The sequence below is a fragment of the Nocardia sp. NPDC088792 genome (assembly GCF_044750615.1).
Lineage (GTDB): Bacteria > Actinomycetota > Actinomycetes > Mycobacteriales > Mycobacteriaceae > Nocardia.
Map to the genome: position 1 here is coordinate 906,347 of NZ_JBIVKC010000001.1, position 18,038 is coordinate 924,384.

Annotated in this window: 14 protein-coding genes; 6 read left to right on the forward strand and 8 right to left on the reverse strand. The window is 68.9% G+C overall.

Features of this window, described 5'->3' with window-relative positions:
- Nucleotides 1-7: 7 nt before the first annotated feature.
- Genes ACIP5Y_RS04450 through ACIP5Y_RS04475 form a run of 6 tightly spaced genes read right to left on the reverse strand, consistent with a single transcriptional unit; the run spans nt 8 to nt 8,278 of the window.
- Nucleotides 8-778, reverse strand: coding sequence for a hypothetical protein (locus ACIP5Y_RS04450; RefSeq protein WP_400347497.1), 771 nt, complete (start codon nt 776-778; stop codon nt 8-10).
- Nucleotides 779-837: 59 nt separating this feature from the next.
- Nucleotides 838-5,124: an amino acid adenylation domain-containing protein gene (locus ACIP5Y_RS04455; RefSeq protein WP_400347499.1), complete on the reverse strand. Its 4,287-nt coding sequence runs from the start codon at nt 5,122-5,124 to the stop codon at nt 838-840.
- Nucleotide 5,125: 1 nt separating this feature from the next.
- A complete protein-coding gene (locus ACIP5Y_RS04460) occupies nt 5,126-5,365 on the reverse strand; it encodes a phosphopantetheine-binding protein (protein WP_400347500.1) in 240 nt (79 codons plus the stop codon).
- Between the two features lie 15 nt (nt 5,366-5,380).
- Entirely contained in the window at nt 5,381-6,898 is a 1,518-nt protein-coding gene (locus ACIP5Y_RS04465; RefSeq protein ID WP_400347501.1) for a long-chain-fatty-acid--CoA ligase, read from the reverse strand.
- Nucleotides 6,895-7,428: an FcoT family thioesterase gene (locus ACIP5Y_RS04470; protein WP_400349124.1), complete on the reverse strand. Its 534-nt coding sequence runs from the start codon at nt 7,426-7,428 to the stop codon at nt 6,895-6,897. The genes ACIP5Y_RS04465 and ACIP5Y_RS04470 overlap by 4 nt, the downstream gene beginning before the upstream one ends.
- Nucleotide 7,429: 1 nt before the next feature.
- Nucleotides 7,430-8,278: a TauD/TfdA dioxygenase family protein gene (locus ACIP5Y_RS04475; RefSeq protein WP_400349126.1), complete on the reverse strand. Its 849-nt coding sequence runs from the start codon at nt 8,276-8,278 to the stop codon at nt 7,430-7,432.
- Between the two features lie 140 nt (nt 8,279-8,418).
- Here ACIP5Y_RS04475 and ACIP5Y_RS04480 point away from each other — a divergent pair, with 140 nt between their 5' ends.
- From ACIP5Y_RS04480 to ACIP5Y_RS04495, 4 genes are read left to right on the forward strand one after another with little or no spacing between them, the layout of a single operon-like run.
- Nucleotides 8,419-9,537 (forward strand): ABC transporter substrate-binding protein, encoded by a 1,119-nt coding sequence (locus ACIP5Y_RS04480; protein WP_400347503.1) that lies wholly within the window; start codon nt 8,419-8,421, stop codon nt 9,535-9,537.
- Complete coding sequence (locus ACIP5Y_RS04485) at nt 9,515-10,579, forward strand: FecCD family ABC transporter permease (protein WP_400347505.1); 1,065 nt, start codon at nt 9,515-9,517, stop codon at nt 10,577-10,579. Before ACIP5Y_RS04480 ends, ACIP5Y_RS04485 begins: the two co-directional genes overlap by 23 nt.
- Nucleotides 10,576-11,373: an ABC transporter ATP-binding protein gene (locus ACIP5Y_RS04490; RefSeq protein ID WP_400347506.1), complete on the forward strand. Its 798-nt coding sequence runs from the start codon at nt 10,576-10,578 to the stop codon at nt 11,371-11,373. Before ACIP5Y_RS04485 ends, ACIP5Y_RS04490 begins: the two co-directional genes overlap by 4 nt.
- On the forward strand, nt 11,370-13,598 hold the full coding sequence (locus tag ACIP5Y_RS04495) for a cytochrome c oxidase assembly protein (protein ID WP_400347508.1): 2,229 nt from the start codon (nt 11,370-11,372) through the stop codon (nt 13,596-13,598). Before ACIP5Y_RS04490 ends, ACIP5Y_RS04495 begins: the two co-directional genes overlap by 4 nt.
- Here ACIP5Y_RS04495 and ACIP5Y_RS04500 read toward each other — a convergent pair.
- Nucleotides 13,595-15,943 carry a heavy metal translocating P-type ATPase gene (locus ACIP5Y_RS04500; RefSeq protein ID WP_400347509.1) on the reverse strand — a complete coding sequence of 783 codons (2,349 nt, stop codon included), beginning with the start codon at nt 15,941-15,943 and terminating at the stop codon, nt 13,595-13,597. The two genes, ACIP5Y_RS04495 and ACIP5Y_RS04500, sit on opposite strands and share 4 nt — an antisense overlap.
- 44 nt (nt 15,944-15,987) lie before the next feature.
- Nucleotides 15,988-16,704, reverse strand: coding sequence for a zf-HC2 domain-containing protein (locus ACIP5Y_RS04505; protein WP_400347510.1), 717 nt, complete (start codon nt 16,702-16,704; stop codon nt 15,988-15,990).
- Between the two features lie 109 nt (nt 16,705-16,813).
- Between ACIP5Y_RS04505 and ACIP5Y_RS04510 the strand changes: the two genes are divergently transcribed.
- Together ACIP5Y_RS04510 and ACIP5Y_RS04515 are read left to right on the forward strand one after the other, a co-directional pair.
- Nucleotides 16,814-17,380, forward strand: a complete 567-nt coding sequence (locus tag ACIP5Y_RS04510; protein WP_400347512.1) for a sigma-70 family RNA polymerase sigma factor — start codon at nt 16,814-16,816, stop codon at nt 17,378-17,380.
- Nucleotides 17,381-17,576: 196 nt separating this feature from the next.
- Nucleotides 17,577-18,014, forward strand: coding sequence for a hypothetical protein (locus tag ACIP5Y_RS04515; protein ID WP_400347514.1), 438 nt, complete (start codon nt 17,577-17,579; stop codon nt 18,012-18,014).
- Nucleotides 18,015-18,038: the final 24 nt, after the last annotated feature.

The window sequence follows — 18,038 nt, forward strand, 5'->3', positions numbered from 1 at the left end:
AACGCGCTTACTTGTTCGCCTGCCTGTTCAGGGCGTCCAGGAACTGGAGGGCGCCGACGCCGCCCAGCGGGCCCGCGATGAAGATGTTGCCGATGACCGCGCCGATGGCGCCGAGGGCGGCGCCGGTCACCAGGCAGCCGCCGAGGAAGCCCGGGATGGCAAGGGCGCCAATGGTTATCGTGCCCGCGGCGGCGCCGACCACGATGCCGCCGGCGACGCAGCCGATGGTCGCGCCGATCACGGTGCCGACGAGCGTGCCGAGGGTGACGCCCAGGCCGGCCATGGTGGAGAAGTTCATGACGGCGGTGTTGAAGTCGGTGGACTGCCAGTCGATGGCGATGTCGTGCAAGGCGGCGTCGGTGAGGGCGGTGGGGATGGCGGGGATGGCGGGGGTGGCGGGGGTGGCGTGGTCGGTGATCGGGACGGCCTGCGCCGGATCGGTGCCGGGGGTGAGGGTGGCTGTGGTGCCGTGGATTTCGGCGGCGATCGGCCAGCTCTTGCCGTCACGCTGATAGGTGAGCGGGATGCCGTCCAGGACACGGCCGTCCGCATCGTGGACCTCGAAGCGGCCATCGGTGGCGGTGAGGGTGCCGCCGTCGGTGCTCACCTCGACGGCGTGGTCCACGACCTGGGCGGTGAAATGCAGGCCGGAGGGCCGGAGGGCCGGATCCGGTTGCGCCGGTTCGGCATTCGCGGTGACGGCGGTGACCGACAGGGCGGCGACGGACAGGGCGGCGACGGACAGGGCGGCGACTACGGCTGCGTTCAGGGTACGCAAAGGACACACTCCTCATCTGGTGGTGCAAAAGAAACTTCGTTTTCGGGCGAAGCGGGGGCTCAGGCGACGGATCGGGCGTCCGGCGCGGGGAGGAATCCGGTGCGCATGAAGTACCGGATACCGGCATCGACTGTCCGGGAGTCGATGTGCGGCGCGACGATGTCGGCGTCGCGCAGACCGCGTTCCGTGTTGGTGCGGTCGAAACGGAATGCCTCCCGGGGTGTGGGGGGCCGAGCGTCGAGCAGGGCGCGGCATTGTTCGCCGTCCCCGCCGAGCCGCGGCAGGCGATCCGTCCAGGTGCGCTCGGGGACCGGGGTCAGCCGGTAACCGAGCGCGCGGAGCCTCGCGAGAACAGTTGCGAGGGAAGTCGATTCGGGGGCGGTGAGGTGGTACACGCCGACGCCGGCGGTGGACACCAGGTGTGCGACGGCGCCCGCCACGTGGTCCACCGGGACCAGGTTCACCAGTTCCGGCCGATCCGGTGCGACGCCAAGCCGGACCATGCTGCGGACCATGGTCCAGAAGGCATCGCGATTGTTGCCGGCGCCGGTCACCGAGTGACCGCAGATCCGGCCGGGACGGTACACCGCGACCGGGAGACCGCGCTCCCCCGCCGCGAGCACCAGGCCCTCGGCCACCCATTTGGCCTGGATATAGCCATTGGCAAGCACTTTCGCGGCCGGTGCGCGGCGGCGCTCGAGAATGAGCTCGGGATTCCCCTCCGTCGCCACCGCGGTGTCGCAGGCGGAGATGTAGTGCACCGGCTTGGGATGGTGGGCCGCGGCGAGCCGCAATACCTCGCGGGTGCCGTCCACGATGCCCGGCCGCAGCCGCGCATACGGCGTGAGGTGATGCACCGGGGCGCCATTGTGCACGATCACATCCACCGACTCCGCCAGGGCGCGGTGATCGGCCGGATCGAGGCCGAGACCGGGTAGTGCGAGATCCCCCGCAACTACCGTCACGTGATCCCAGGGAACCTGAACTCCGTAGTGCCGCAGGCTTTCCTGCAAACGCAGGGTCGCCGCGTCCGAGGCCGCGGAACCCTGCCCTTCGAGGGCGTTGCGGGGCGCACGGACCAGGCAGGTCACCCGGACGCCGGGGCGCTTCAGCAGCTCGCTCAGCAGGAAGGCGCCGAGGAATCCTGTCGCTCCCGTGAGCAATACGTGTCGCGGCGTGCGCGGTGCGGCGTCCGCTATCCGGAAGTCCGGGTCGAGTCGCGCATCGGCCTCGAGGTCCGGGATCAGTTGCACGCGAACCTGATCGGCATCCAGCTCGGCGGCGAGTTCGGCCACCGTGGCGGTCTCGAAGATCGTGCGCACGTCGGCGTCGACGGACAGCTCGGCACGGATGCGTGCGGCCAGGCGAGTGGCCATGGCGGAATCGCCGCCGAGCGCGAAGAAGTCGTCGTCGATGCCGATGGAGGGGACGCCCAGGACCTCGGCGAACAGGTCGCACAGGAGGCGTTCACGATCGTCCCGCGGCGGCCGCGACGCGGCGCCGGTCGCGAAGGGCCGAGGCAGAGCGGCGCGATCCAGCTTGCCGGTCACTGTGATCGGCATCCGATCGAGGGTGACGAACAATGACGGCACCAGATACCGCGGAATCCGGTCCAGCAGGTGCCGCCGGAGATCCGCCGGCCGGGGATGCGGCTCGGTGGTGACCACATACCCGACGAGGCGCTCGTCGATCACCGCGCACGCGGCGGACGTCACCTGTGGGTGCGTGGCCAGCGCCGCGTCGATACCGGCGGGCTCGATCCGCACACCGGCCAGATTCACCTGATCGTCGGTGCGCCCGAGGTATTCGAGTGTGCCGTCCGGCAATCGGCGTACCCGGTCACCGGTGCGGTACCGGACCGATCCGGGCGGACCGTCGGAATCCGCCACGAACCGCCCGGCGGTCAGCCCCGGCCTGCGGTGATATCCCAGCGCGAGCGAGGTGCCCGCCAGGTACAGCTCCCCCGGTATGCCCGGCGGCACCGGGTGCAGGCGGGCATCGAGCACCTCGCAGCGCACGCCCGAAACTGCGTTACCGATAACGGGTTCCGAGCTGTCGGCCAACCGCGCCCAGGTCGCGTCGACGGTCGCCTCGCTCGGACCGTAAAGGTTGTACGCGGCGATCTCCGGCACACTCCGCAGCGCGGCCCAGAGCGCCTGTCCCGCAGCCTCCCCGCCGAGGGCGAGCACCGCCGGCCTATGCGCCCCCGAAGCCAGTAATCCCGCCGCGACGAGCTGCTCGGCCTGCGTAGGCGTCAGATCCAGGAAGTCGATCCGATGCCGATCCACATACGCCAGCAGCTCCTCCGGCTGCGCCCGCACCTGCTCCGAAACGATATGCAGCTCGTGGCCACTCAACAGCCAGAACAGACCCTCCCAGGAAGTGTCGAAGCACAACGACGCCGTGAGCGCGGCCCGCCTGGGTTCTTCGGCCGAAGCGATCAGCGCCCGCTGATGATGCCGAGCGAGATTCGCGAGGCCACGATGAGTGATCAACGCGCCCTTGGGTTTTCCCGTCGATCCGGACGTGTAAGTGAGGCAGGCAGGGTAATCGGCCCTGATCTCCGGAAGCGCCGCCGAGGGATGGTGATCCGTCAGCTGATCGACCAGCACCAGGCCGGGCAACAGACTGCCGGGCAGACCCTGCGCCGATTCACGCACCGACAGCACCGCATCCGCGCCACTGTCCTCGAACAGAAACTCGAGGTGCCCCGCAGGATGATTCGGATCCGCCGCCACATAGGCCGCCCCGGCCGCCGCCACAGCGAACACGGCGACCACGGCCTCCGCCGTGCGCGGAAGTACCAGCAGCACAACGGATCCCGTCCCGACCCCATACTCGCGCAGCCGCATCGCAAGCCGATCCACCCGCTCCGCCAGCTCGCCGAATCCGATCGCGCCGGTGGCGTCGACCACCGCGATGCGCTCCGGCGTTCGCCGCGCCTGCGCCCGAAACATGCTGAGGACGGTGTCCTCCTGCGGCGCTGCGCACAGGGGCGGCCCTGCCGTGACCGCGTGAGTGACCGCAGCGGTCTCGGCAGTCCGCCAGGCGCTCAGCACGGACAGGTCCGTGGCGTCGAGCAACGGAATATCTGCGATGAGGTTGTGCGGATCGGCCAGGAGCCGGTTGAGGAAGTTGGAGAGGCGGCGGGCGTGGGACTCGAGGTCGGAGGGGGCGTAGAGGTTGGGGTTGGCGTCGATGACGAGGCGGATGCCTTGGTCGCCGTAGTCGTAAAGGCGGAAGGCGATGTCTTCTTCGACGCCGGCGGCCACGTTGCGGACCGTGCCCGGGGAGTCGGCGAAGCGGAGGCCGAAGTCGAAGGGCATGACATTGACGGAGGGGCCGGAGATGCGGCGGTCGCCGGTGGTGTTGACCAGTTTCCGGAGGAGGTCGCCGTAGCGGTAGCGGTGGTGGGGGCGGCTGGTGCGGAGGTGAGTGGAGACCTGGGCGGTGGCCGCCGTGAAGGTGGTGGACGGGGTGAAGTCGGTCCAGCAGTGGATGGCGTTCACCGTCATGGTGGGGACGCGCAAGGCGGGGGTGCCGATTCGCATCATTACCGGCAGCGCGAGACTCACCTGCGGCGCGCCTGACAGGCGGTGCAGGTAGGCGGCTACTCCGGCGATGATTGCCTCGGCGGAGGTCGTGGCCTCGAAACCACGTAGTGCGGTGACCAGATCACGGGGGAGGTCGTGGATGACCCGGGTCATTCGAGGAGACAGCGGGGCGGTGCGACCGGCCGGGCCCACGGGGGCCGGGCGGTCGCGTTCGTAGGCGAGCCAGAATTCTTCTGCGCGACTGTAGTTTTCGGACTCCTGGTCGGCACGGTCGTGGTCCGCTACCGCGGCCAAGGAGCCGAAGTTCACCGTGGGCGGGGTGCCGCCGTTGACCAGGGCCGTGTACACCTGCGCGACTCGCCGCGCGAAGAGCACCAGGCCGTAGCCGTCCAGCAGGATGTGGTGGACGCGGTGGTACCAGAGGGTCGTCCGGTCGTCGAGCCGGAAGATCGCGTGGGTGAACAGGCGGTCGTTGTAGACGCACAGGTCGGCGCCGACGTCGGCGGCCATCCAATCCTCGGCTGCGGCACGAGGATTCGGGTGGTCACGCAGGTCGGCGAGGTGGACCCGGCAGTCCACCGGCTCGGGGTGCTGGCGGGGGCCGTCCGCGGTGTCGGTGAAACGCATGTGCAGCGCTTCGACCTCGGTGACGGTGGCCTCGATGGCGGCCGTCAGCAGGCCGGGGTGGATGTCGCCGTCGATCTCGACGTATTCGGCGATGTTGAGCATCGCGGTGGACGCGAGCTGCTGTTGCTGCTGCCAGATCTCGTATTGGGCAGCGGTGAGCCGCAATTCAGTGCTCCTGCGCGCGGGTCAGCAGCTGCCACCAGGCCTGCAGGGTCGGCTGTTCGAGCAGGTCGACGAAGCCGACCTCGTGGCCGGCGGCGCGCCAGCGTTCCACCAGGGACAGCACGCGCACCGAATCCAGGCCCGCGGCGAAGAGATCCGCCTCCGGGTCGAGCTCCGCGGGGGTGAGAAACAGCTCGCCCGCGATATCCGCGCGCACGGTATCGAAGGTGATGGCTGGGGACACAGTGGATTCGACCTCTCAGTTGATGCGCCGACCGGCGGCGGGCCAGTATCGGTCGCGCAGTTCGCGGCGCAGGATCTTGCCGCTGGGATTGCGCGGAATGCGGTCGACGAATTCGAAGCGGGCGGGAATCTTGAAGGCGGCCAGCTCGTCCCGGCAGAACAGGAACAGGTCCCGGGGTGTGGCGGCGGCTTCGGGCCGCAGTGCGATGAAGGCGTGCACCTGCTCGCCGAACCGCTCGTCGGGTGTGCCGATGACCGCCACATCGGCGACGGCCGGGTATTTGGCGAGGACGTTCTCGATCTCGGCGGGGTAGATGTTCTCCCCCGCCACGATGATCATGTCCTTGATCCGATCGCACAGGTACAGGTAGCCGTCGGCGTCGAGGTAGCCCGCGTCTCCGGTGTGAATCCAGCCGTCCACCAGCGTTTCCGCGGTGGCCTCGGGGCGACGCCAGTACTCCAGCATGTGGCCCGGCGTGCGCAGGCAGATCTCCCCGACCTCACCGATCCGCCGGCTCGCGCCGTCCGATCCGATGATCTTCACCCCGAAACCCGGGTACGACCGCCCGGCCGCACGCAGCAGTCCGCTGCCCGGCACATGCGCTTCGGGTGGCAGGCAGATGGCGGTATTCCCGGTCTCGGTGAGCCCGTAGATCTGCGCGAACTCACAACCCAGCTGCTCGATCGCCTTCTGCAGCAAGGACTCCGAGATGGGCGAACCGCCGTACACCACCTTGCGCACCGTGGCCATGGACGCCGGATCCGCGCCCGGATCGTCGAGCATCAACCGCAGCATGGACGGCACCACGCACACCGTGCTCACGCCGAGCTCGCGAATGAGCCGCACGGCCGTGCCGCTGTCGAAGCGCGGCAGCGCCACCATGGTCGCACCGGAGGCGAAACCCTGTGTGGCCCACCAGAGTCCACCCACATGGAAGCCCGGGATGCCGATCATTCCGATATCGCCGGTCCGCCAGTCGATCCAGTCCGCGCCGGCCTCGGCCAGCGCCGTACGGACCGCGAAGAAGCTGCGATGGGCGAGGACCACGCCCTTGGGCAGTCCGGTGGTGCCGCTGGTGTACAGCTGCACCACGGCGTCGTCGGCGGAGATCTCGTGCGCCGCATCGTCGCCGGTATGGCGGCCGTACCACCGCGGGAACTCCTCGGCGGTCACCACGGGGATGTCCAGCGCACCGAGCGAAGACCGCAACGACTCGTCGACCACCAGCAAGGCCGTATCGGAATCGTCGAGGATGTAAGCGATTTCGGTCGCGGTGAGCCGGAAGTTGACGGGCACCAGCACGGTCCCGCTCTTGGCGCAGCCGAGCAGCGCCGCGTAGTAGTCGACGGATTCGAGCCCCAGATAGGCCACGCGCGCACCGGGTTCCAGCCCCGCGGCCCGGAAGGCGGCGGCAATTCGATTGCCCGCCTGCTCCAGTTCGCCGTAGGTCAGTGTGCGGTCACCGCAGATCACCGCGGTGACCGCCGGATCGGGGTGTACGCGTGCCAGCTCGGCGACGGTCCGCGGGTTCACGATGCCGCCCCGGTATCCACCACCACGACGCGGATCTCCCCGTCGCATTCACCGCCCGCCTCGTCCCGGAACCGGTACGAGGTTTCCAGCGCCACCCGCTCGGGCAGGTCCGCCCGCGGCTGGTAGCGGGTCGCCCGCTCGATCACGAATTCACCGGTGAAACTCTGCGAGTCGATGGCCCGCCGGAACACATTGCGGGAGCTCGCGATCAGCACATCGGGCAGATACCGGCGCAGGAATTCGTCCATGGTCCAGTCCGCCAGCACCGGCCCGGTCGAGTGCCGGACCATGGTGGCCATGGTCTGGTAGAGCAACTGGTTGTAGCAGATGCCGACCTCGACGGCATTGAGGTGCCCGGTGTCGTCGATGTAGCAGGGTTCGGGAATCGAGAAGGTCCCCGTGCCGATCACCCGGTCGCCGGTGACGGCGACGGTCAGCGACTTCAGGTAGCGGCAGTGCGGTTTGTAGCAGCGCAGCACCTCGTCCAGCAGGGCCGCGTCATTGTCGAGAAGTACCGGTGCGACGGACATTTCACGCACCCGCCGGATCGTGCACGGTGACCCGCCAGGAGACCGCGGGCTCGGGGGTATCGGTGTGCACCGCGCGATGGACAAGCGTGCGGTTGTCCCAGATCAGCACGTCGCCGGCTTCGAAGGTCTGCAGGTGCACGGGGACATCGCTCGGTAGGTCGTCGAGTTGCCCGGTGGCGGCGAGCAATTCGCGCAGCAGCTCGGGCTGCTGCTGTCCGTCGGCGTCGGTGATCGATTCGGTGAAGCCCTCGCTGAGGTAGAGGACCTGTTCACCGGTGTGTGGGTGCCGGTACACGGCCGGCGCGGTCACGGGCGGGGTCTTGGCGTCGACCTCCGCCACCAGTTCGCAGATGGGCCGGTACACGTCGCCGGGCCGGATCTTGAAGTAGCGCCGCACGGTGTGGGTCGCGCTCGCGCCCTCGACCGCCTGCTTCAGCTCGTGCGAAAGCCCCTCGTACGCCTTCGCCATATCGATGAAGAGGGTGCCGCGATTCTTGCTGGGCACCACCCGCGGACTGGTCAGTGTGATGTCGAAGGGCCGCGGCATGAACTGGTAATCGGAGTGCCAGAACCGCCCGGTCTTCGGGACGCCGATGCGCTGCCCGTTCTCCTCCACGTTCGCGGACACGAACACCTCGTGATGTTCGGGGTGGTGGTAGGCGGGCTCGTAGTAGGCCTCCGGCGTGCCGAGCCGCCGGCCGAGCGCGAGGAATCCGGGAACATCCAGGTCCTGCCCCCGCAGCAGCACGATCTTGTCCCGGTACACCGTCTTCTTCAGCAGCTGAACGTCCTCGGTGCTGTCCGCGTCGAAGTTCTCGACCACGACACCCATACCGGGCTGCGGTGTCATTCTCACGGGGGTTCCTCCGATCTCGGGTACGGCCAAAGGAAGGGGTCGCGGGCCCGTACCGGCAAGTTCCCAGGAACCGGACCTTTGTGACTTGTTCGACACCCGGGAACCACACGGCGCTCATATCCGACGGCTGTCATGTGTTCTCCGCAATCCGCGCGACACCGCGCCTCCGTTCCCGACCTCGTTCCCGCCACGCGGCCACCGCCGCCCTGCTCACGGCGGCCCTGCTCGCCGCGGGCTGCGGAACGGCGAAGAAGGACCCGGCGCCCGCCGACCTCTCGCAGACGCCGCTCACCGCGGCCGCCACCACCTACCCGCTCACCCTCGACAACTGCGGCAAACAGCTGACCTTCGACAAGGCCCCCAGCCGCGTACTGGTGACCAGCGGCGCCTCCGTCGCCGAGGTGGAAAGCTTCATCGCGCTCGGCCTTCAGGACAAGATCATCGCCAATAGCCAGTCGTACGGACTCTCCGACGAACCCGGCATGGCCGAGAAGGTGGCGGCCGTACCGACCGGCGGGCTCACCCTCAATCAGAACAGCGCGGTCCCGCGCGAGCAGATCCTGGCCGCGAAACCGGATCTGGTGGTGTCCACCTGGTACGGCGAATTCGACGACAAGATCGGGTCCATCAGCCGGGACGCCCTGTCCACCAGCGGAATCCAAGCCTTCGTCGATCCGGCCAACTGCACCGTCGGTAACCCGAACGCCACCGCCGACGAGAAGGCACGCGCCCAGAACCAGACCATCGACGCCTCCTTCGACCTGCTGCTCACCCTCGGCCGCATCTTCGATGTGCAGCAGCGGGCCGTGGATTACGTCAAGCAGCAACGTGATCGGATCGCCGCCGTGCAGCAGCGGGTGGACGGCAAGCCGCGACCGAACGTGCTGCTGGTCTACCCCGGCATGGCGGCCATGAACTCCAACGGACTGCCCGCCGTCTTCGCCGGCGGCATCTACGACGACGTGATCAACCGGGCCGGCGGGCGAAACCCGTTCAGCGGCAAGACCTCCGACGAACTCGCCGATATCAATGCCGAGGCGCTGGCCTCCACACCCGTGGACCTGGTGGTGATCGGGCGCTACCAGGCCAGTGAGGACGCGGCGAAGGAAGCGGACGCACTCTTCACCAAGTTCCCGCAGTGGGCGGCCTCGAAGAACAAGAAGTTCGTCACGCTGTCCGACAGCCCGTTGATCGGACCGCTCAACGCCATTGCCGTGCAGAAGATCGCCGATGCCATCCATCCCGGCAACTGATCGCCGGACCGGCCCGCATGCGGTGTCCGGCAAGGCTTTCGGACCGCTGCTCGGCGCGCTGTGCGCCGGGCTGGCGGTGGCCGTCGTGCTGGCCATCGGATTCGGGACGGTGAGCATCGCACCCGCGGATACGGTGCGGGTGCTGTGGGCTCACCTCGGCGGGCGGGCCGGAGGTGATCCGCTCACCGATCAGATCGTGTGGCAGTTCCGGGCGCCGCGAGTACTGCTGGCCGCCGTCGCCGGGGCGGGACTCGGCCTGGCCGGATTGTGCCTGCAGAACCTGGTGCGCAATCCGCTGGCCGACCCGTATCTGTTCGGCGTCACCTCGGGCGCGTCGCTGGGCGCGGTGATCGCCATGACCACGGGAGCGTTGGCGGCCACCGGATTCGGCGTCACCGGCAGCGCGTTCACGGGGGCGCTGCTGAGCCTGACGCTGGTGTTCGTGCTGGCGCAGCGCAGCGGGCGATTGATCGGCTCGGATCTGCTGCTCGCCGCGGTCGCGGTGTCGTATCTGGGCACCGCGATCACCAGCTATCTGCAACTGCGCGCCAAACCCGCGGAACTGCGCGGAGTGATGTTCTGGCTGCTCGGATCGCTGACGGGGGCGAGCTGGTCGAGTCTGCTCGCACCCACGCTCGCGGTGGTGGCGGGCCTCGCCGTACTGCCGACCCTGGCGCGCGGGATGAACGCACTCGCGCTCGGTGACGATACCGCCGCCGGGCTGGGTGTGAATCCGAATCTGTTGCGGCTGTGGCTGTTACTGATCTCGTCGCTGCTGACCGCCACCGTGGTGGCCGCGGCGGGCGGTATCGGGTTCGTCGGGCTCATCGTGCCGAATGCGGCGCGGCTGCTGGTCGGGCCGGATCACCGTCGCGCGCTGCCGGTTTCGCTATTGCTGGGCGCGATATTCCTGGTGCTGGTGGACCTGGCCGCGCGCACCGTGGACCGGCCCAATGAGATTCCCATCGGCATCATCACCGCCGTGCTCGGCGCGCCCGCGTTCCTGATTCTGTTGCGGCGCAGGAAGATCGGTGTGGCATGAAGATTTCCGTCAGCGCGCTCGGCGTCGCCATCGATACCGCGCCGATCCTCGACGATGTGCACCTGGATATCGCGCCCGGATCGTTCACCGGGCTGGCCGGGCCCAATGGGTCGGGCAAGTCCACCCTGCTGCGCTGCCTGTATCGCGCGCTGCGGCCGAGTTCCGGTGTGGTGCGCATCGGTTCGGACGATGTGTGGCGGACCGGCGCCAAGCAGGCGGGCCGCCGCACCGCCGTGGTGGCCCAGGAGCACGGGCTGGAGCACGGCTATTCGGTGCTGGAAATGGTTGCCATGGGCCGCATTCCGCATCAGGGCGCCTTCGCCCGCGACAATGCCGCCGACCGGGACGTGGTGCGAGCGGCGCTGGAACGGGTCGGGCTGGCCTGGGCCGGCAACCGCGTCTTCGCCTCCCTCTCCGGCGGAGAACGCCAGCGCGCCCTGCTCGCCCGCGCCCTCACCCAGCAGACACCCGTCCTGCTCCTCGACGAGCTCACCAATCATCTCGACCTCGGCGCCCAGCTCGAACTCCTCGAACTGGTCAAGGACCTCGGCCTCACCACCGTCGCCGCCCTCCACGACCTGGATCACGCCCTCGCCTACTGTGACCACCTGGTCCTGCTCGCCAACGGCACCGTCGTGGCCAGTGGCCCACCCGCCGAAACCCTCACCCCGCACCGGGTCGAGACTGTCTTCGGCGTCCGCAGCGCGATAGTCCCCCACCCGCTCACCGGCCGGCCACACCTGGTCACCGCCCCACCCGACCGCTCATCAGCAGAAAGGGATCAACTCGGATGACCGGCACCAACCCCGCCACACCGGGCAGCGACCCCGCCCATCCCGGCTCGGCCACATCGCTGTCGCCGGGAGTCACCACGACGACCCGGCCGCAGGCTGGTGCGCCGGACGCGGCCGGCCCACCAGCCGATCCGGACGGTACGACCGCGGACACGAATGTCGTGGTGGCAGCCGGCACGGTCACCGCTCCGGACCGCACGACCGCGGCTGCCGGCGGCGCGGGGGCGGTTTCGGAACTCTCCGCCGCCGTTTCGCCGAGGCGTGGTCGGGCGGCGGGCTCGGCGCTGGCACTCGCGGGGATCGCGGCAGCCGTGCTCGTGGTCGCCGTGACCCTCGCGGTGGGCCATCGGGCCTATACCGACCAGGGCATTCCGTTTCCCGGAGGCGGGGCGGCGGTCACCTATGCGGTGCTGCGGTTGATCGCGTGTCTGGCGGGTGGGTTCACGTTGGGGCCGCTCGTTTATGCGTTGTTCTGTGCGGCGCCCACCTCGCGGGGGCGGATGGATGTGGATGGGTTCGCGGCGGTGCGGATCGCGGAGCGGGCGGCGCTGGTATGGGCGTTGTCGGCCGTGGCGCTGGTGCCGGTGACGGCGGCGGACGCGGCGGGGATGTCGTTGTCGAAGGCGGTGCGGTTGCATGCGCTGTCGCCGTTGATCGGGGCGGCGGAGAAGCCGAAGGCGTGGATCGTGGTGACCGTGCTCGTGGTTGCCGTCGCGGTGTTGCTGCGGCTTTCGCTGTCGTGGAACAGCATGTTCGGGCTCGCGGGGATGAGTGCGGTGGCGGTGATCTCGCCCGCGGTGGTCGGTAATGCCGGGGAGGGGCCCAATCATGATTACGCCACGGGAGCGGTCATTCCGTTCACCATCGCGCTGTCCATGCTCGCGGGGTTGACCTGGTGTGTGCTCGGGCAGCGGCGGCGAGCGACCAGTGCTGAAGGCATGGCGCGCTTCGGGGTTGCGTTGCGGCGGTATCGGATCATCGTCATCGCGTGTGTGACCGTCATGGTGCCCACAGCCGTCATCCTGACCTGGATTCTCACCCCGCCCAGCACTTTCGGCGGCGTGTACGGCTGGCTGGGCGTCGCGGCCGCGGTACTGCTGGCCGGACATGTCGCGCTCATCGGATGGCTGCGCGCCGGAACCGCCGATTCTCGTTCCCTGCCAACGGTGCTGGCCGGTGCGGCCGCGGCCGGGGTGCTGTGGCTGGGGATTTCGGTGAGCATGGCGATCCAGCCCGCGCCGGCGTTCGCGAACCGATCCTTCACCGCCTTGCAGGTGTTCCTCGGATTCGATCTGCCGCATCCGCCGAACCTGTTGCGGCTGGCCACCGTGTGGCGGTTCGATGTCGTACTCGGTACGGCCGCAATCCTGCTCGCCGTCTCCTATCTCGCCGGTACGTGGCGGCTACGGCATCGCGGGGACACCTGGCCGCGCTGGCGCAGCCTGTCCTGGGTCGTGGGGTGCATCGGCCTGCTGCTGGTCACCTCGTCCGGCATCGGCGCGTACGGCTACGCCATGTTCAGCGTGCACATGATGACGCATATGGCGCTCAACATGTTCATCCCCGTACTGCTGGTGCTCGGCGCGCCCGTGACACTGCTGCTGCGCGCGGTGCCGACCGCCGGGCGCGGCGCGCAACCGGGACCGCGCGAATGGGTGCTGTCGCTGATGCATTCGCGGTTCACGCGGCTGCTGAGCAATCCGATCATCGCGCTGATCATCTTCGTGGTCTCGCTGTACGGCCTGTACTTCTCACCGCTGTTCGATCAGCTGATCCGCTTCCACTGGGGTCACCTGCTGATGAACATCCACTTCCTGATCACCGGATACCTCTACTACTGGGCCATCATCGGCATCGATCCCGGGCCCAAACGGCTGCCGCATCTCGGCCGGCTCGGCATGCTGTTCGCCATCATGCCGTTCCACGCGTTCTTCGGTGTGGCCGTCATGTCCATGGACAACCTCATCGGCAAGGACTTCTACCCGCAGCTGATGCTGGGCTGGATGCACGACCTCATGTCCGATCAGCATCTCGGCGGCACCCTCGCCTGGATCTCCGGTGAGGTGCCGGTGCTGCTCGTGGTCGGCGCCCTGCTGTCGCAGTGGGCGAAACAGGAGCGCCGCGACGCCGCGCGCATCGACCGGCACCAGGACGAATATCCGGAGGACGACGAACTCACCGCCTACAACGCCATGCTCACCCAGCTCAGCGAACGACGCCGCTAGACGCCGCCCCGGAAACCGCGCAGCCGCAGACTGTTCCACACCACGAACAGCGACGAGAACGCCATGGCCGCACCCGCCAGCAGCGGATTCAGCAGCCCGGCCATCGCCACCGGAATCGCGGCCACGTTGTAGCCGAACGCCCACACCATGTTCCCGCGAATCGTGCGGAGCGTGGCCTGGGCGAGCTCGATGGCATCCGGGACCGCGGCCAGATCGTCACGGACCAGGATCATGTCCGCGGCGCCGATCGCCACATCGGTGCCGCGGCCGATGGCCAGCCCCAGATCCGCCGTGGCCAGGGCGGGACCGTCATTGATGCCGTCACCCACCATGGCGACCCGGCGGCCCTGCTCGCGCAGACTCCGCAACACCTCGACCTTGCCCTCCGGCAGCACCTCGGCGATCACCTCGGAAATACCGATCTCATCCGCGATCGCCTGCGCGGCAAAGGCATTGTCACCGGTCACCAGCAGCGTCCGCAGACCCAGACCGTGCAACCGCTCGATCGCGGCCGCAGCACTGGGCCGCGCCGTATCGGCCACCGCGATGACCGCCACCGCCCGGCCGTCCACCGCGAAATACACGGCGGTCCGGCCGAACTTCTGCTCCCGCTCCAGCATTCGCTGCAACCCGGACGAGACGCTTACGCCCGCATCGGAAAGCAGGGTGGGACGGCCGATCAACGCGGTGCGCCCGGCGACGGTACCCCGCGCACCCAGGCCGGGCAGCGCCGTGAAGTCCCCGACTTTCGGCAGCTCTCGGCTACCCGCATCGACCGCGGTCAGCACGTCGATCGACGATTCCGCACCGTCACCGGACGCGACCGAGCTGTCGACCAGGGGCTGCCGCGCCCCGGCGGTGCGACCGTACGCGGTAATCGCCGCGGCCACCGCATGCTCGGAGGCGGACTCCAAACCGGCTGCCAGGCGGATGATTTCGGTGCGGTCCTCGCCCTCGAGAATATGGACCGCGGCGACTGTCATGGCGCCCTCGGTGACGGTGCCGGTCTTGTCGAAGACCACGGTGTCCACGGTGCGACTGGCTTCGAGGGCATCGTGGCCCTTGATGAAGATGCCGAGTTGCGCGCCGCGGCCGGAAGCCACCATGAGCGCGGTCGGAGTCGCCAGGCCGAGGGCGCACGGGCAGGCGATCACCAATACGGCCAGGCCCGCGCCGATGGCGGCGTCGAGGCCCGCGCCGCTGATCATCCAGCCGGTGAAAGTCAGTGTGGCCAAGGCCAGGACGACCGGCACGAATACGCCGGAGATCCGGTCGGCCAGCCGCTGCAGTGCGGCCTTACCCGCCTGCGCCTCCTCGACCAGGCGGATCATGCCCGCCAGGCGGGTGTCCGCACCGACCGCGGCGGCCTCGACCACCAGGCGACCGGTCAGGGAGATCGTGCCGCCGGTGACCGCGGTACCCGGAACGGCCTCGACCGGAATCGACTCGCCGGTCATGGCCGAGGCGTCGACGCTCGAATGTCCCTCCACCACCAGGCCGTCCGTGGCGATCGTCTCACCCGGGCGCACCAGGAAGCGGGTGCCCTCGGTGAGTTCGTCGATGGGGATGGTGATTTCGCTGCCGTCCCGGGTGAGCACGGTGACGTCCTTGGCGCCCAGCGCGGCCAGCGCTCGCAGCGCGCCACCTGCCCGGCGCTTCGCCTTGGCCTCGAAATACCTTCCGGCCAGCACGAATACGGTCACACCGCCCGCGACCTCCAGATAGATGGAGTCCGCGTGCAGGATCGCATTCCACACCCCGTGCACCGGTTCGGGATCGCGATCCCGGAGGAACAGCGTGACGATCGACCACAGTGTGGCCGAGGTGATGCCGATGGACACCAGGGTGTCCATACTGGTTGCCCCGGTACGCAAGCCGGCCAGCGCACGCTTGTGCAGCGGGGCCGCCGCCCATACCACGATGGGCAGGGCGAGGCCGAGCAGAATCCACTGCCAGCCGGTGATGCGGGTGCTCGGCTCCACCGCGAACATGATCGACAGATCGGCGAGCGGGAAGAAGAGGAGCAGCGCCACCATCAGGCGGCGGAACAGGTCCGCGGACGCCCGATCCTCGGGGCCGGTGTCGACCATCGGGCCTCGGCCGGTGATCTCGGTCGCGCCGTAGCCGGCCGCGATCACGGTGTCGCACAGATCGTTCGCGCCGGTGCCGTCCGGTGCGTCGACGGTGGCCACACCGGTCGCCACATTGACCGCGGCGGTCACGCCGTCCATCCGGTTGAGCGCGCGTTCGACACGCGCCGAGCAGCTCGCGCAGCTCATACCGGTCACCGCCAACCGCACCCGGACCCGTTCTTGTTCCGGGGCGGTCAAGGTCGAAGATTCCACTCTCGTCGGCTCTCTCGTCGGAGGTTCAGTCGGAAACGAAGGTGTCAGGCCGCCGGATCATGGCGGGACAGATGCCGGATGCGCCGGCCGCCGCGCGCACCCTCGGGTACCGGCACCGGTTCGTACTCGGTGCCGCGTTCCTCCGGGCCGCCGCGCAGCCGTCGTTGCAGCAGCACCGCCACCACCAGACCGGCCACCACCACCAGGTGCGAGGTCGCGCGGGACACCGTCATCTCGTGGTGACTCAGATCCAGGACCACGAACAGCGAGACTACGGCGGTGAACCCGCCGAGCACCGGAACCAGACCGGCCGCGGCCTTCGTACGCAGCGCGCAATAGACCATGCCGACACCAAGCGCGAGATTCCACGCGGTGCTCTCGTTGAACAGATGCCCGCTGCCGGACTGCATCATGTGATCGGTGTGCACGCCGACCCCGAACCCGGCCAGCTGCGCGATACCCAGCGCACACTGCACCGCGCCGATCACCCCGAGCAGCAGGCGCAGCACCTCCACCCGGCCGTCCCGGAATCCGGGCACCGCACCCTCGGCCACCGCGCGCTCGACGATCGACGCCGCGAGATCCGGGGTGGGCGTCACGGGCCGCATACGCAGCCCGCGCGTCACGGCGACCGCCGCCGCATACCAATCGGTGCAGGCCGGGCACTCTTCGAGATGCCTGTCGACCTGCTCGGCCGGTACCGGCTCCGCCTCTCCGTCGATGCGCGCGGACAGCGCTTCCTGGCACACTTCGCACTTCACGTCGATAGGTGTCGTCGATTCGGGGCCGGAAGTTCCCGGGAATCGGTGTGACATTGTCGGCGACCATCGGATTTGCCCGTCGGCCGTGCGATCTGGCTATGGTAGGTCGGTGCACTCGGCGTCGAGCGATGCCCGGATCGATGTGCTCGCCATGGCCGCCGCTCAGGGAGACAGGCGCGCCACCGAGCAGTTCATCCGCGCAACCCAAACAGATGTGTGGCGATTCATCGCCCACCGTACCGACGCAGGCCGCGCCGACGACCTGACCCAGGAGACCTACCTGCGGGCGCTCGGCAGCCTGCGGCGTTTCGAAGGACGGTCCACGGCCCGCGCCTGGCTGCTGTCCATCGCCCGCCGGGTGTGCGTGGACGAGATCCGTACCGCCATGGCCCGGCCGCGCGTGTCCTGGAGTGCCGACTGGGAAGAGGCGGCGGACCGCCGTCGCACCGGGGCCGATGCCGCGGTGCTCGAATTCGCCGAAGTGAAGATCATGCTCGCGGCCTTGCCCGATGAGCGGCGCGAGGCGCTGATCCTGACCCAGGTGCTGGGGCTGTCGTATCAGGAAGCCGCCGAGGTGTGCGGCTGCCCGACCGGAACCATCCGCTCGCGCGTGGCGCGGGCGCGCGAGGATCTGATCGCCGCGGCGCGCGGGGACGACGCGGCCGACGCACGCTGACGAGTTTGCGGGGACGGCACGGCCGGTGGGCTGTGCCGTCCTTTTTCATATGGTGATGGGCCTGGCCGAGACGCTTCTCTCAGCTGTTTCTAGGGGTTTACCTACTATTCAACTACGTAGGTCATCTACTATTTAACTACGTAGATGAGAGTCACTACCGTGACCGTTCACCGTCGAACGGAGAGGCGAACCCGCCATGCAGACGACCCGCACCCCCGTCCGGACCACCCGAATCCGCAGTGGAGCAACAGTATTCGGCCTCGCGATCGGCGCAGCCGCCCTCGCGGTCCTCGCCGCCGGCCCCGCGGCCGCCGAATCCCTTTCTCGCGGAAGCAATTCCGCCGGGCAGCACACCGCGACCAGCAATACCGGCGACCACAACACCGGCCGCCACGTCACCCCCGGCGACACCACGGGCATCCACCAGGGCGACCCCTTCGGATACATGCACCGCGACGCCAACCCGCTACGCCAGCTCGAACACCAGGACGCCCTGCGCGACTTCCACGCCCAGCCCCGCGCCGACCCGACCGGACCGGCCACCAACGGCAACGGCGCCGCCACCTGGGAACCCGTAACCCGCGCCGACGGCCCCGGCTACACCGTCTGCCCGGTCCAGGCCAGCCACTGCTGACCCGGTCCCGACGCGAGGAGAAAT

Coding starts and splice junctions, on each gene's coding strand:
- ACIP5Y_RS04470 (WP_400349124.1), bottom strand. CDS start 7,428: ATGTCCGTCGCACCGGTACTTCTCGACAATGACGCGGCCCTGCTGGAC.
- ACIP5Y_RS04475 (WP_400349126.1), bottom strand. CDS start 8,278: ATGACACCGCAGCCCGGTATGGGTGTCGTGGTCGAGAACTTCGACGCG.
- ACIP5Y_RS04485 (WP_400347505.1), top strand. CDS start 9,515: ATGCCATCCATCCCGGCAACTGATCGCCGGACCGGCCCGCATGCGGTG.
- ACIP5Y_RS04490 (WP_400347506.1), top strand. CDS start 10,576: ATGAAGATTTCCGTCAGCGCGCTCGGCGTCGCCATCGATACCGCGCCG.
- ACIP5Y_RS04495 (WP_400347508.1), top strand. CDS start 11,370: ATGACCGGCACCAACCCCGCCACACCGGGCAGCGACCCCGCCCATCCC.
- ACIP5Y_RS04515 (WP_400347514.1), top strand. CDS start 17,577: ATGCAGACGACCCGCACCCCCGTCCGGACCACCCGAATCCGCAGTGGA.